11 protein-coding genes are annotated in these 14,998 nt (G+C 37.8%); 4 read left to right on the top strand and 7 right to left on the bottom strand.

From position 1 onward, the window contains the following. Window positions 1-38: 38 nt before the first annotated feature. The 3 genes from H9565_RS12455 to H9565_RS12445 all read right to left on the bottom strand — a co-directional run bounded on the left by H9565_RS12455 (window position 39) and on the right by H9565_RS12445 (window position 5,653). Window positions 39-2,360 carry a hypothetical protein gene (locus H9565_RS12455; RefSeq protein WP_215440089.1) on the bottom strand — a complete coding sequence of 774 codons (2,322 nt, stop codon included), beginning with the start codon at window positions 2,358-2,360 and terminating at the stop codon, window positions 39-41. 344 nt (window positions 2,361-2,704) lie between these two features. Then, on the bottom strand, window positions 2,705-4,231 hold the full coding sequence (locus H9565_RS12450; RefSeq protein ID WP_215440207.1) for a sulfatase family protein: 1,527 nt from the start codon (window positions 4,229-4,231) through the stop codon (window positions 2,705-2,707). Window positions 4,232-4,531: 300 nt separating this feature from the next. Then, window positions 4,532-5,653, bottom strand: coding sequence for a BspA family leucine-rich repeat surface protein (locus H9565_RS12445; RefSeq protein WP_215440088.1), 1,122 nt, complete (start codon window positions 5,651-5,653; stop codon window positions 4,532-4,534). A 284-nt stretch (window positions 5,654-5,937) separates the two neighbouring features. Between H9565_RS12445 and H9565_RS12440 the strand changes: the two genes are divergently transcribed. Beyond that, on the top strand, window positions 5,938-7,752 hold the full coding sequence (locus tag H9565_RS12440) for a hypothetical protein (RefSeq protein WP_215440086.1): 1,815 nt from the start codon (window positions 5,938-5,940) through the stop codon (window positions 7,750-7,752). A gap of 185 nt (window positions 7,753-7,937) precedes the next feature. Here the strand turns inward: H9565_RS12440 and H9565_RS12435 are convergent, their stop codons facing one another. From H9565_RS12435 to H9565_RS12425, 3 genes are all read right to left on the bottom strand, one after another. Then, a complete protein-coding gene (locus H9565_RS12435; RefSeq protein WP_215440084.1) occupies window positions 7,938-8,360 on the bottom strand; it encodes a hypothetical protein in 423 nt (140 codons plus the stop codon). A 120-nt stretch (window positions 8,361-8,480) separates the two neighbouring features. Next, window positions 8,481-8,963, bottom strand: a complete 483-nt coding sequence (locus tag H9565_RS12430) for a hypothetical protein (protein ID WP_215440082.1) — start codon at window positions 8,961-8,963, stop codon at window positions 8,481-8,483. A gap of 226 nt (window positions 8,964-9,189) precedes the next feature. Then, window positions 9,190-9,774 (bottom strand): hypothetical protein, encoded by a 585-nt coding sequence (locus tag H9565_RS12425; RefSeq protein ID WP_215440080.1) that lies wholly within the window; start codon window positions 9,772-9,774, stop codon window positions 9,190-9,192. Window positions 9,775-10,098: 324 nt separating this feature from the next. Here H9565_RS12425 and H9565_RS12420 point away from each other — a divergent pair, with 324 nt between their 5' ends. From H9565_RS12420 to H9565_RS12410, 3 genes are all read left to right on the top strand, one after another. Continuing rightward, window positions 10,099-11,448, top strand: coding sequence for a hypothetical protein (locus tag H9565_RS12420; RefSeq protein ID WP_215440078.1), 1,350 nt, complete (start codon window positions 10,099-10,101; stop codon window positions 11,446-11,448). Window positions 11,449-11,734: 286 nt separating this feature from the next. Further along, entirely contained in the window at window positions 11,735-13,465 is a 1,731-nt protein-coding gene (locus tag H9565_RS12415; RefSeq protein WP_215440076.1) for a tetratricopeptide repeat protein, read from the top strand. Between the two features lie 13 nt (window positions 13,466-13,478). Further along, window positions 13,479-14,147, top strand: a complete 669-nt coding sequence (locus H9565_RS12410) for an SCO family protein (protein ID WP_215440075.1) — start codon at window positions 13,479-13,481, stop codon at window positions 14,145-14,147. A 34-nt stretch (window positions 14,148-14,181) separates the two neighbouring features. Here the strand turns inward: H9565_RS12410 and H9565_RS12405 are convergent, their stop codons facing one another. Beyond that, the gene (locus H9565_RS12405; protein WP_215440073.1) at window positions 14,182-14,937 is read right to left on the bottom strand and encodes a DeoR/GlpR family DNA-binding transcription regulator; all 756 of its coding nucleotides are present in this window, start codon (window positions 14,935-14,937) and stop codon (window positions 14,182-14,184) included. Window positions 14,938-14,998 lie beyond the last annotated feature (61 nt).

Raw genomic sequence — 14,998 nt, 5'->3', positions numbered from 1 at the left:
AGATTGGCTCGTAATAACCTTAGCACTCGACTCCCGAGCTATAGCTGGACATCTTTTATAGCCCGAACTCGAAATTTCCGATGTGTTCCTGAGCTGTTATAGTGATATGACGCATTACCATCGCTGAATTTTACAAGACGCGCTTGATGCTTATCAAAAGGCGTAGCGCTCCAATACAACTCAGCTACGAATTTACCCTTGTTGTCTGCACCCTGCCCAATAGTTTTATAAAGGAGACGTAATTCATCTAGCTCGGGTAACCGCCAGCCTTCACCTAATTGTTCGTGAATATTCATGGCATCTTTCCATGCCATTGGACCTTTATCTTCCAAATATGCTATTTTTCCGGTGTTACTGGATGGGTCAATCGCAAAAATTACACCCTCGTTATGCATATCCCCAACGCCTAGTTTTAACGTGCCCCCTGCGCGATTCTCCTTTTTATTTATAGTTCCCGCACCAGCGTCAGAAACTACTTTTACCTCCTTATTTTTAACAAGTGAAGAGGGTTCTTTTGCGGAATCTTCTATTTCTAAGTTAGCAGCTGTGCGATTCTCTTGATTACTTTCAGGAGAGACACTGGCATCAGAAACTTCTTTTACTTCCTCAACTTCCGATAGTGTATAGGATTGTTTTTCAGAACCTCCAACAAACAGGTACGTTAATACTCCAAAAATAACTACAGCAGCAATTAAAAACTCAGAACGGATTTTTCTCTTTTTGTTTGCACCTATGTTCTTTATAATTTTTTGAAAGAATTGATTAATTGCCGCAATACTTTTGATAGCAAAGCCTTTTACCGCAAAGAAATAACTTTTAGTTACGCTCTTTAGGACTGCAAACTTTTTATACAGTTTCTTATCCCATTCCGCCTCTCGTGAGCTTTTTACTATTGCATTCCATTTCTTCTCCCCTACAGCCAACCAAACCTTTAATTTTTCATTGCTCGTTCTCTCTTCTTGAATATTTTGAGGCTCAACCTTCAACTTTTTATTGAAAAAATGAATAGACTTTGCGAAGAGTACAGTAGCTGCATTTTTAAGGGCTACAAACTTTTCATGTAGTTTCTTGTCCCACTCCAACTCTCGCAAGGTTTTAACTATTGTATCCCATTTTTTGTCCTCTACAGCCAACTGGGTTTTGGGCTCTTCATTGAGACGAGTTTCTTCTCTAACTACCTCTACAACTTCAACCTTGTTCTTGCTATCAAACCGGTAATTATATTTTGCCAGATCTGATTTTCTTGTAACAGTTTGGTCTACCAGGACCGTTTCCTCTTGTTTTTTTGGTTGTTGTATCTCTTTTAGAGGCGCTATTACTTCACGCTCCCTTTTCTCTACAACCGCTACTTGAGTTTTTAACTCTTTAGTAACAAACCTTTCCTCTTTAACTACACTTAAGGCCGGGGCCTCTTTCTCATTATTAAAGCGATAGTTATATTTTGCAAGTCCACTTCCTATTAAAACTCTTTTGGGAGCATTTACTGCTTCTTCATGTCTTTTTTTCCGTGCAGCCTCTTTTAGAGTATTTAATACTTGCTCTCGTCTTTTTGCTTCTATTTCTATTCGAGCCTTTTCTAATTCACCTTCCTGAATTTCTTCTTGAACTATTTTTTTGGCCTGAATCTCTTTTTCAATTCTACTCTGGTTTTCCGCTTTCTGCCTTAACCATTTCTCTTTTCTAAGCTGTTCTTTTACTTCAGCTTCTTCATGAAGTCTATTCTCGCTTTCTACTTTTCTTTTTGCTTCAACCTCTCTTGTAAAAGCGCTTTCTCTATTGGCTTTATTGTCATCAACTATTTCCTCACCAAAATCAATTGCCATCTGACCTTCTCCTCCCAAATTAAGTATGCCCTGTTCGTCTGTACTTACAGTAGCAATGCTTTTTTTAATGGATGAGCTAAGCAAGCCCATAAGGAAATAGACAACCTGCGTAAAAACCTTATCCGTTGGGTTCCATTCCCCTATTGAAATAACATCTTTGCGAAAGATCTGTACTTCTCCAAAATTAAAATTGTAATGATCAAAAGTAAATTCGTTCTTCCAAGAACAATCATCTAGAAGTATGGGGATTAGTTTAGCCTCACCCTTTTTATATCGGTCTATAATAGTTCTAAATCCATCGTTTTCAACAAATTCAGAATTCATAAACGCATTACTCAAAAGAAGCAGAAATACATCCGTATGGTTCAATCGCTCTACATCTATAGGTTCCCATTGCTGCTTATCATCAATGGCATCATTACTCCATATAGCGGTGTGGTAGTCTTTTTCTATAGATTGTAAATGGCGTAAAAGATTCTGTAGCTCCCCTTTATCTTGGCCAGTACAAATTGCAAAGATATTTTTTGTTAAATTCATTTTAAAAAGGAGTGATTGTAAGTAAAATCTTTATAATAAATTAAGTTTAAAACTACTTCTAGCTTTAATTTGAGAAATTGCACATTTAGCGGCTAAAATTAGGGATAAATATTGTCTAAACCGTACTATCAATAAATTATTTCGGTTTTGAAAAATTACGTAAAGTATCACATAACCAACCCTTTTGCGGAAATTTTAAAATTATTCAGGGTAATTAAGAGCTAACGCTTGAATTAGAAAATGACAGAAAGTTAAAAAGCTGAACAATCAAATGATTGTTCAGCTTTAAAAGACTTAAGTATGGGGCATTTAAAATATATAACCACCTACTTGTTTAATTCAAACTAGTTCCAATTTTCATTAACTACCTTTTCTATTTCAGGGTATTGAGAATCGTCTTCTTTTACCTCCTTTCTTAAAGTTTTGAGTCGGTCTTTTAAATCAGAAATAATAGAAGCATACTTTTCATCATCATATCTATTATCCATTTCTTCCGGGTCATTTTTAAGATCATAGAATTCCCAGGATACAGGAGTAACAAAATCGGACATAGATTCAGGGTTATGAGCCCATTCCTGCTTGTTTGTATTCCTTTGCATATAATCTCTACCGTAATAAAAGATAAGTTTATAGTCTTTGGTGCGTATTCCAAAGTGCGCAGGATTATTATGCTTATGGGCCATGTGCATCCAATATCTATAATAGGTGTCTTGCTTCCACCCTTCTGGTTCTTTACCTGTTTCAAGAATAGATTTAAAACTGGACCCTTGCATATAATCAGGAACTTTACCTCCGGCCATTTCAATCATAGTAGGCGCAAAATCGGTATTATTGACCATAGCATCCGTACGAGATCCCGCCTTTATTGTTTTAGGGTAACGAACCAAGAATGGCATACGTTGAGACTCTTCATACATCCACCTTTTATCAATATAATCATGTTCGCCAAGCATAAAACCTTGATCGCCCGTATAAATAATAATGGTGTTATCCATAATTCCTTCTGCCTCTAGGTAATCAAAAATTCGTTTTACATTATCATCCACACCTTTTACGCATCGTAAGTAACGTTTTAAATACTCTTGGTATGCTAATTTCTTATACTCCGGATCAGGAATACTGGGGTCTATCTTCATATGCATTCCCATATTTCTAATGACATTTCTATGTCCTATAGAGGAGCCAATAGTATCTGTAAGGGAATTGTTCTCCCCTCTTGTAGCTATAGATCCGTTGTTACCATTATACCACATACTGGATGGTTCCGGAATTTCCACATCTTCCAAATACTCCTCATATCTAGGCGCATATTTAAAAAAATCATGGGGAGCTTTAAAATGATGCATTAAAAAGAATGGCTTGGATTTGTCCCTTTTGTTTTTTAACCATTCCAAGGAGATGTCTGTAATAACATCTGATGAATGTCCTTCATAGGTTGTGGCATTCACCTCTCTTACCAAATCCTCTTCAAAACGAATTTCTTTCTTTTCTCCGCCTTCCCTGCTATAAAGTGTTGGGTTATGGTAATCTCCTTGACCCGGTAATACATTATAGTAATCAAAAGCTTCTGGGGCATGTTTTAAATGCCATTTTCCTATCATTGCGGTTTCATAGCCCTGTTTTTTAATCTCTATAGGCAGGTATTGGTTTTCCGGACTTAATTTACCACTTAAGTCCACTACCCCATTTACTTGCCCAAACTGACCGGTAAGAATACTGGCCCTAGAGGGCGTACAAATTGAATTGGTACAAAAGGCATTTTCCAATAATACCCCTTCTTTTGCCAAGCGATCAATTGTTGGTGTTGGATTTAAACGTGCCAGTCTTTTACCATATGCCCCAATTGCCTGGGAAGTATGGTCATCGGACATTATGTAAAGTATGTTTGGCCGTTCTACTTTTCCTTTCTTTTTGGTTTGACAATAGGAAAGCGTTACGGTAAAAAACAGGAAATAAATTAGTGGGTTTTTAAATGCTTTGTGTTTCAAGGTTCTCGGTTTTGGTTAAAAATGTAATTTACTAAAAACTACCAAAACTTAAATAAAAAAGTAGCCCTTATACAACAGGAAAAACATCTCTATCTTAGAAAACTAATTCATTCATTTGTACCATAAAAAATGTCCCCACAAAATAACAATGTGGAGACATCTATACCTTATAATTAGTTTGGTTTAACCTCCAAAACAAGTTCCCGCCGTTGGTAGCTGACTCTCTACCAATGAACTACCATACCAAAATGAGTTGCACTCCGTAACATTGTCCGTAGCCCATCCAGATAAGTTTTGACTAAATAATAAAGCGTCTTTAAACATATTCTCCATATTGGTCACTTTACTTACATCCCATTCAGATATATCTTGATTAAAAACATCCGCGACAAAAAACATCCTGTGCATGTCTGTTACATTACTAACGTTCCATTCTCCTATAGGACTGTTAAAAACATCAGCGCCATAGAACATATTCTGCATTAGGGTAACTTTGCCCACATCCCAAGTAGAAATGTTTTGGTCGAATTCTTTCGCATGGAAGAACATATATGTCATACTGGTCACATTACTTACATCCCATGTAGAAATGTCTTGATTAAAATTATTTGCATCGAAGAACATATAACCCATATCCGTAACATGGCTTACATCCCAATCCTTAAGTTCGCTATTAAAATACGTAGCGTTGGCGAACATAGCATACATATCCGTAACTCTGGATAAATCCGGCACATCAGTAGCATTGAATATTACATTTTCGCAATTATTGAATGCACGGTTCATACTCTCCCATTTAATTGCCCCCCAATTTTCCACGGTTCGTAATTTTTTGGCGTTCAGTTTCCAGTCACTATGCTGATAAATTGCAGGGAAGTCTCCCGTTATTTGTATTGTATATACCCCCGGTATGGCATATTCATGTCGAGCATTCTCACTCAATCCTGTTTCTATTGTTCCATCGCCCCAATTAACCGTATAATTATAGGGTGTACTCACGTCTGGATTAGTTCTAATCAAGATATCATCAGTTTCATATGTGGTTTCCCAAGTAGTTATAAAGGCATTTTCATCGTAAGGGTCATCTTGAGGACCTTCTATTATCTCTTCCTCCTCTTCTACAACCTCCTCTTCTTCCTCTGAATTCTCTTCTTCTGTATTTTCTTCATTTGTTGGGTTTTCAGAAATAGTTTCTTCGTCTATAACCTGCATGTCTTCAGTAACACTGTCCGAGCTACAAGAAATGGCAAAAATGAGTACGAATAGGCCAAGTATAATTCTTTTAAAAACGTTTAGATGGGACATATTATAATTGAGTTTAAATTATTTCTAAATCGAAAAAACTAAATAACGAGCTCAAAGTTGACCTTATTGTCTATCATACCTGTTATTCGTTTTACTACATATGTATGCCACTCGTGTCAGGTATGAAATATATAATGTGTCTGATTAAGTTGTTTTACACGAAGTAAATCATGTTTTAAAGCTGATTAAAATCATGTTTTAAGAGTTACATAAATCCCAATTTTGTTGGCTATTGCCAAAAAGCAAATTTGTTCTACACACTTAAATCACCATAAAAATATTCTATGACATACGCACATTCATTTCACATTCCGGTTATGGGTATAGGTTTTACTATTGATTCTCCATTAAAAGTTTCACAATACGGGATTGACTCGGTCATATCACTGGTAGATGATATTCTTTTGGAAAAGCTACGAAAAATGTACTCAGGAAAGCATAATCTACCCTATACAGAAATCACGGACAAACAGGAAGATTTTAGGGCAAAACGGATCAGTTCGTATTTAGATATGATACACGACTTGGCCCAAGAAAAGTTCGAGAACTTTAAAAACTCAACTACCGAAACAGCTAATGGCATCCGGTCTTATTTCAACACCTTACCGGACGATTCATCTTTTAAAAATGAATTTTTACGGCTTTCTGAACACACTTTTAATTTTTCCGAAATTAAAGAATGGGTAAAACACCATATGCCCATGGGAAGTATTGATGTGAATATCATGACGAAGGTAGATAAGGACAATTACGTTAAAAAACAGAAGCTCACCTCAGAATTTAACGATGCCCATGCTGCGCTACGCGGATATGCACAGAGCAAACTGAATTCTTCGGTCATCCTTTCCGCAGGTATGAACCCAAGACTGTACAGCTATCTGGAACAATTTGATGATTTTTATCCGGACAGCAACGGTAACATTAAAAAGAAAATTGTTCTTAAAGTAAGTGATTATCGTTCGGCACTGATTCAGGGGAAATTCTTGGCAAAAAAAGGCATCTGGGTTTCGGAATACCGTATAGAATCCGGGCTCAATTGCGGGGGACATGCCTTTGCTACGGATGGCTATTTAATGGGGCCTATTCTAAACCAGTTTAAGGAAAACAGACAAGAATTAACAAATACGGTCTTTGACCTGTTGACTAGCTCACTGCAATTGAAAGGGCGTTCCGTTCCTAACGACCCCCTACCCTTAAAAATCACGGCACAGGGAGGCGTTGGCACAGCAGAGGAACACCAATTTCTGTTGGACAAATACCAAGTGGATTCCATAGGTTGGGGTTCCGCTTTTCTTTTGGTCCCGGAAGCGACAACAGTAGACCAAGACACTTTAGACCAATTGGCAAAGGCCAAGGAAAAAGACCTGTACTTAAGCAATATTTCGCCATTGGGCATTCCTTTTCACAGTTTAAAAGGAAACACCAAAGATGTTGAAAAAGCGGCCCGTATTGCCGATGGAAAACCGGGAAGTCCCTGCCCCAAAAAGTTTGTAGCGCTGAACAAGGATTTTAACGAAAAGGGACTTTGTACGGCATCCCGCCAATACCAAAACCATAAACTAAAAGAACTTAAAAGTAAAAACTTATCGCAAGCTGAATACGATTACCATTTTCATAAGATTACGGAGAAATCCTGCACCTGTGTTGGCCTGGGAACATCGGCTCTGCTTGCCTATAATCTGGATACAAAAATTGAAGGCGAGGGCGTTTCCGTTTGTCCAGGGCCCAATATGGCCTACTTTTCAAAAGTATCTACGCTAAAAGAAATGATAGATCATATCTATGGCAGGGCGAATGTAATGTCACATCCCAATCGCCCAAATATGTTCATTAAAGAACTGCATATCTATTTGGAATATTACAAGGAGCAGGTTTCGGAATATAAAATGATGCCTGCCGCCAAACGCAGAAAGCAACTACTATCTTTTAGCTGTAATTTAATGGAGGGTATTGGGTATTATGAAAATCTATTTGGGGCAAAAAAAGATAAGGCACTCCCCTATTATAACCTTGCGCTACAACAATTAAAAGAGTCACGGACTACCCTGTTATTACTAACTGAAAAAATTGAAACACCTAAAGCGAATGTAACTTTTTAACCCTAGTTCTGCGGAAATAGTTTTACAAGGTTCTATAAGAATCCAAAATAGAGAAGCCTTACCTGAAACGGTAAGGCTTCTTTGATATTCTATATTTTATAATTATGATAACTCTTGGAAGTTGATGCAAAACTGGTTTGAAGTAAAATAGTTTGATTGATGGTTATCCTTAATCATAATCCTTACTATTGGCTTTGATATTTGTAACTACATCCTTCTATACAAATAGGTCCACTAGTGGGGGTTAGTACAAAGTAACTTTTATAAAACTCAAGGTTATATGTTATAAAACCTTCTGTATTAACTAACTCTGCATCAATTTCATCACAATCATAGTTCAATAGTAACCTACCTTCCTCTATGGAATACATACCGCCATTACAATCGGGAAATCTATTTGAGGTGAAGCTTCCGTCATCAGAAAAGCTTATTTCTTCTCCATTTTCAATGGCTACCCAATAGTGCGGGCCCGCATCACTAATATATGCCTCTGTTTGTTTCCATTTTCCAGCTATTAAAGATTCATTGGCAGGTACGGGCTCGTCTTTTGTTTTATCACACGCAATAAAAAGCAGCAGGATTGCGACGGCATAGTATTGAAATTTCATTTGGCATTCTTTTTCACTAAGATGCGATTGTGATGTAGAGGTTGCGCGTATTATTAACAGTAAATGTTTTAGGGGCCTTCAAGACATGAGTTTCTTAAAAGGTTACTTTTCTGCTTTCCTTTATTTTTTCTGTCTAAAAATACTGGAAACACTTTTTTGTTCATCCCCATAGAAAGTTACGTCTATGGTAATGTCCCATTCCGTTTCGGATATTTTCTTTCCACTTATAGTTCCCTTTGGCGGAACGTCTTTCTCTCCATTATCCGAAAAATCACAAAAACAACTTTCGGAATACACTGCATTTATATCCTCGAGTTCATCATCTGAAAAACTGAATTCTGTGGTTGATGGGTCAATCTGGAATCGAATATATTCTGAATATTCGTCATCAGCAATATTAACATCATCTGCAGCATTATACTCATATGAAAATACCACATCAGCACCCTCAGTTATGCTGGAGAATTTCATGTAAAATCCTTCACTACTCTCTATATTTAATTGAGCATTCTCTACAAAATTGTAGGCAAATGTTTCGTCCGTTTTTTTTGAACAAGAGATTATGGACATACATAAAACCAATAGTGTAATACTTTTTTTCATCGTAATTAGAAGTTATATTTTTAATTCTTTAAAATGGATACTTACGTTTCAGTTGAGTATTGTACTAAAACATTATGTTCTTCCATATTTCTAAGCTGAAAGCTATTTGTTTCATTTTATTCCAAAGCTACATCCATAAGACTCACTATCATGTTATAAGATCACAGGCTTTTCGATTCTATCCATAAATCCACATTTAATTTAGATCAAACTTTTTTATCCATTTTTATCCACCGTAAATTGCTGGGTTGGTAAGTATTCCTGCAACTATATTTGTGGCAACATCAGTTCCAAAACTCTTTAGTTTTTTTATAATATCTCTTTTTTTATCATCAGGTTTACCGTCCTTATCAATTATATTTTGTAATTCTTTGAGCTGGGTTCCTGTTAGCTCATCTTTAATTGCATCAAGGATGATATTGATACTTATTTTTTGTTTTACAGATTGAGTTTGATTTATTGCAATATTGATTTCGTTACTATTATCCTTTGGCTTTTTAAATTCAGGTAGACCAAAAAATTTTAAGTCAGTAATTATTCCATTTATTAAATGGATACATTGTTTATTACAACTTGATATATTATTTGAACTCGGTATATTTTGAGCGCCTCCCGGACCAACAAAATATAGTTCATCAGACGAGCTATATCTAACATTGTTTATTTGCTCCTCTTGCTTGCTTTCTGCACCATAAATCCGAGTAACCAAATTTATCGCGTTAGCTTTCCAACCATGTAAATCATCTTCGTCATCTATCTTCTTTTCTTTTAAGGTTTCTAAAACTTCTATAAATTTTTCAACTTTTTTCAATTTGGAAATATTATAATTAATAAAATGTACGCTAAAGCATCCGATAACACGTAAATCTATTTCACCGGTAATTTACTCAAATCTAAAATACGGTCAATATCTGTAAGAAAAAATTTAAAAAAAATATAATGTAGTACATAAAACCCCTACAGCCAGTGCCATTCATCTCATCCCTGTTTTTTACTGTGTGTAAGCCCTAAGTCAATTCTTTCAACATCTGTTTTAACAATAATTCACCGCTCCCCTAATCTGTTAAAAATCAAAACCGTAAGAACCATATACCCAATTTAACCGTACATTTTTAAGCCCCGAAATCTATTTCTTATGAACAAAGTGAAAATGTACCTGTTATTTTTTTGCATTGGTTTCAGCGTTATGAGCTGTACTAGTGACAACTTAAATTTCATTCCTAATGACGATTCCGAAGAACAGGAATCCGAAACTCCGCAAGAAGAGAATTCCGATGAGGAAACAACCGAGGAAACTTCTGAGGACGAAACCCAAAATTCGGTTGATGTAGCCACAGAATTGGTGGCCAATGACTTAGAGCCACACCCCATGCAAGATGTGGCCAAACCCGGGTATCTTGAAACTATTGTAGACCCTTCTTTTGGAACAGTTATCCGAAGAATTTCCAATGGTGGCGACGGTACCGTTACAAAACCTATGTACAGCACGGTACAAGCTTGGAACGCAGATGAAACCCGAATGATACTGTATGACCAGACTAATGGAGTACATCAATTACTGGACGGTAAAACCTATGCTTTTATTAGGAATTTGGACGATGTTCGCCCTGATGATATAGAGCAATTATTTTGGGATTTTAATGAAGCCGATATTCTCTACTACTTGGATAAGTCTACAGATGATTTTATTAAATATACCGTCTCTTCCGGTAATAAAGAGGTTTTGGCCAACTTAAAACAACTAACGGGTTGCAATGGAAGCATTAGCATGGGCAACGATGTGCAAATGATGTCTTGGGACTCTGATGTTATCGGCTTTCGATGTGATAACAACAAAACGTATTCCTACAAAATATCCACTCAGCAATTGACAACTTTTGATATTGATGACGTTAATTATGCTGCCGTTATGCCTGCCCCTAGTGGTAATTTATTTTACCACAATGTATCATCCTATGATGCCAACGGTAACTTTGTGGCCAGACTCAACAAACAAAAACCGGAACATTCCAGTTTAGGCAAAATGGCCAATGGAACGGACGTAGATTATTCCGTAAGTTTTGGCGAAGGCCCACGTGGCGGATGCTTAGGAAATATCATAGCTTTTGATTTGAATACGGGTGATTGCTTACCGGTAATATCCGAAGATTTGGGATATGACTATCCAAAGAGCGGTACGCATATTTCTGCAGTGGCACATAAAAATCCGGGATGGATAGCGGCCTCTATGATCGGTTTTGAAGAAGACGGACAAAAATTGTTGGACCAAGAATTGGTTATCGCAAGGGTTGAACCGGGCAATATAGAGGTATACCGTATTGGGCACCACCGTGCAGATGAAGATGAATTTGATTATTGGGGAGAGCCCCATGCTGTAATTAGCCCTACCGGAACCCGAGTACTTTTTGGGTCCGATTGGAGCGGTAGTGAAGATGGCAAATCCGTAGAATCCTATGTAGTTGAATTACCTTCGTATCAACCCTAAAACCCCTGTAGCTAATACAGAATAAAATATAAACAACTAAAAACGGGCCCTTACTTAAAGGGTCCGTTTTGGTTTGTACAAACACCATTTACACAGAATATCCGGTAAACCGAACAGAATACGGTTCCTTTCATACAAAACCACATCGTTATTCTTCATTACTCCCTATTTTAGTTACTGTCACACAGCCATATTGTTTTAGACTACCGTTAAAAACCAATTGTTAATGGCTTAGCACCTGCATCCCCCTTCTTACGATTACAGAAGAACCCACTAAAAGACCGCTATGAAAGCAAAAATTAGTCTACCAATGGTTACCGTATTGTTTTTTTTGACCATCTACTTTATAGATGAAGATGCCAGGTATAATGAAAGAACGGACCGTAATAGAGCGGCTTTAAGTTTTACGACATGTACCCCTGCAAAATTTATGCTGGATGGTGTGGACACCACAAAGCAGATTTCACCATTGTTCAATAACTTGGGGAATCTTCATTTTTCGATATCAACACAAAATAAGCGGGCACAACAGTTCTTTGACCAAGGCATAAAATTGTCCTATGCCTTTAACCATGCTGAGGCCCATCGTTCATTCTTGGAAGCCGCCAGACTGGATTCTAAATCGGCTATGGCTTATTGGGGCCAAGCCTACGCCCTAGGCCCAAATATTAACGACCCCTTACCGGACGAACAACGAAAAAATAAAATTAACGAAGCGCTGGTCATGGCTCATAAGCTAGCACCAACCGCAACCGCAAAAGAACAGGCTTTGATAAAAGCGCTTACCGCCAGATACAGTACGGACCTAGATGCGGACCCAGACCTTCTAGACCTTGCTTATTTTAAAACAATGGAAGAAGTTGTAAAACGGTATCCGAACGACGCCAATATCCTCATCCTATTTGCACAGTCCGCAATGAACACGTCACGATGGAACTATTGGGACAAGAGCGGCAACCCAGGCCCAAGTATAGAAGCGGCAAAAGTAGCCTTGGAAAAAGCTATGGAACTTGAGCCTGAAAACCCCGGTGGACACCATTATTACATTCATATGGTAGAGTTACCTCATCCTGATATGGGCGTAAAAAGTGCCGACAAATTGGCTTCCCTAATGCCCGGTGCAGGCCATATTGTGCATATGCCCAGCCATATTTATATTCGGGTAGGAAGATATCTAGATGCCGTAAAAACTAATCAAACCGCTATTGTTGCAGATGAGGATTATATTTCCCAATGCTTTTCCCAGGGGCTTTACCCGCTAGCCTATTATCCGCATAACATTCACTTTTTATGGTCGTCCGCAAGTCTTTTAGGTGCTAGCGAAATTGCTGTGGATGCCGCTAAAAAAACAGCTGAAAAGGTTCCTACGGGCGAACTCAAGGAGCTACCGTTTCTGCAAGATTTTGCGGCTACGCCCCTATTGGCCTATACCCGATTTGGTAAATGGAACCAAATTTTGACCATCCCGGCCCCTGATCCGGAAATTAAGCACCTTAACCTTATTAGACATTACGCCCGCGGTATCGCTTTTATTAGAAAGGGCAACATTAAAAAAGCCCAAGAAGAATTAGAGAAGCTCAAATCCATAAAAAAAGACCCTGAATTGAAAAACCTTGTTGCAACAGCCAATAATGCCTCCATCCATTCGGCCAATATAGCTTATGAAGTGGTGTCCGGTGAATTGGAAGCCCTAAAGGGGAATTATACCCAAGCTATAGCACATTTGGAAAAAGCGGTAGCACTAGAAGATGGACTCACCTATACGGAACCCGCTGCCTGGCATATCCCTACCCGACAAAATTTAGGCGCAGTGTTATTGAAAGCGAAACATTATGAGAAAGCCGAAAAAATATACAAGGAAGATTTAGATATCCTAAGACAGAACGGATGGTCCTTAATGGGGCTCTATCATGCTTTACAATTCCAAAACAAATCAGAAGAAGCCAACAGCATTAAAGCCGAATTTGATAAAGCTTGGGAGCATGCCGATATAGAAATTGAAACTTCCGTCTTATAATCCCAAAAATATAATGAACCTACTCAAGAAACTAAAACACCCGCTTTCTACTATTCTGTTTTTTACTGTTTCTACGGGTATATTGTTGTATGTTCTAGTTTCTTTGAACACTAAATTACCGATTTACAATGCAACGGATTTTAATGCGAAATTAGTTGACGTTTCCATGCATGGGAGTTTGGAAAAACACACGATAGCCAATTTTGACTTGGTTAACCAGAACAATGAAAAAATTACCCAGGAGAACTACCGCAATAAAATTTATATTGCTGATTTCTTCTTTACTCGTTGTCCAACGATTTGCCCCATTATGGCCAACAATATGAAAAAATTACAGGACGAATTTCTGAAAGAAGAAGATATCATGCTCCTTTCCATATCCGTTACGCCTGAGATGGACAGCGTGCCTGTTTTAAAGGAATACAGTAAAAGACACGGAGCCATAGCTGCTAAATGGAATATTACCACAGGAGATAAAAAACATATTTACAACCTAGCGAGAAAAAGTTATTTTGCCGTTGTTGACCACGGTGATGGCGGTTTTCAAGATTTTATACATACCCCTAATTTTACACTCATCGATAAAAAAAGGAGAATCAGAGGTGTTTACGATGGCACGGACAACAAACAATTGGCTCGCCTCATTGCCGATATTAAGACTTTACAAAATGAGAGTCCGTAGTAGTTTAACTATTTGTAACCCTAAAATTATAGTATTATATCAGTTCCACCCCATTATCACGGTACGTACGCAGCAACTCTGCTTCGGGTTCAAGTTCCGTAACCAAGGCATCTAAAGTGTTGATATCACATATTTTATAGCGGTTTACCGTATTCAGTTTTTTACTTATGGTTAGGGCCACTAATCTTTTTGAGGCGTTGATCATGGCTTTTTTCATCTGAGCAATTTCCCAATCCGCTTCGGTGATTCCTTTATTGGAGTCAAGGTAGCCCGTACCCAAGAAACAAAGGTCTACGGTAATGTCCGCCAAACTATTAATGGAAAGACCACCGGTTACCAACTGAGATTCTTTTGATAACTTGCCCCCAATTAAATTTACCTCATGGTGATGAGACATATTGTTCAACAGTTCTATCGCCATTGGCAAACTAGGAGTAAAGAACGTAAGATCCATTTTTCGCGGAATAAGTTTGGCCAATTCAAGGTTGGTAGAACCCCCGCTTATTAAAATTACATCGCCATCTTTTAGAAGCGATACTCCCTTTTGAGCAATCTTCACTTTACTATCTTGCTCAAATATTTCCCTAGAACGGTCTGTATATATGGTAAAGCCGTTGGATATGGCTCCGCCATGAACTTTCCGGAGTTTGCCGGAATCGTCCAATTCCTTTACATCTCTTCTCACGGTATCCATAGATACATTTAAAATTCCCGCAAGATCGGTCAGAAGTACTCGGTTATGCAATTGCACTTCCTCTAGTATCACCTGATGTCTATCGCTTTTTCTCAAATTTCTTTGCTTTAATTCCCACAATAATATCAAATTAAGAATAAAATCACATCAAATGCAA

The organism is Zobellia russellii, from assembly GCF_018728565.1.
GTDB classification, from domain to species: Bacteria; Bacteroidota; Bacteroidia; order Flavobacteriales; family Flavobacteriaceae; genus Zobellia; species Zobellia russellii.
This window is presented reverse-complemented; position numbering and strand designations above follow the sequence as displayed.

Coding starts and splice junctions, on each gene's coding strand:
- H9565_RS12455 (WP_215440089.1), bottom strand. CDS start 2,360: ATGAATTTAACAAAAAATATCTTTGCAATTTGTACTGGCCAAGATAAA.
- H9565_RS12450 (WP_215440207.1), bottom strand. CDS start 4,231: ATGTCCGATGACCATACTTCCCAGGCAATTGGGGCATATGGTAAAAGA.
- H9565_RS12445 (WP_215440088.1), bottom strand. CDS start 5,653: ATGTCCCATCTAAACGTTTTTAAAAGAATTATACTTGGCCTATTCGTA.
- H9565_RS12440 (WP_215440086.1), top strand. CDS start 5,938: ATGACATACGCACATTCATTTCACATTCCGGTTATGGGTATAGGTTTT.
- H9565_RS12435 (WP_215440084.1), bottom strand. CDS start 8,360: ATGAAATTTCAATACTATGCCGTCGCAATCCTGCTGCTTTTTATTGCG.
- H9565_RS12430 (WP_215440082.1), bottom strand. CDS start 8,963: ATGAAAAAAAGTATTACACTATTGGTTTTATGTATGTCCATAATCTCT.
- H9565_RS12420 (WP_215440078.1), top strand. CDS start 10,099: ATGAACAAAGTGAAAATGTACCTGTTATTTTTTTGCATTGGTTTCAGC.
- H9565_RS12415 (WP_215440076.1), top strand. CDS start 11,735: ATGAAAGCAAAAATTAGTCTACCAATGGTTACCGTATTGTTTTTTTTG.
- H9565_RS12410 (WP_215440075.1), top strand. CDS start 13,479: ATGAACCTACTCAAGAAACTAAAACACCCGCTTTCTACTATTCTGTTT.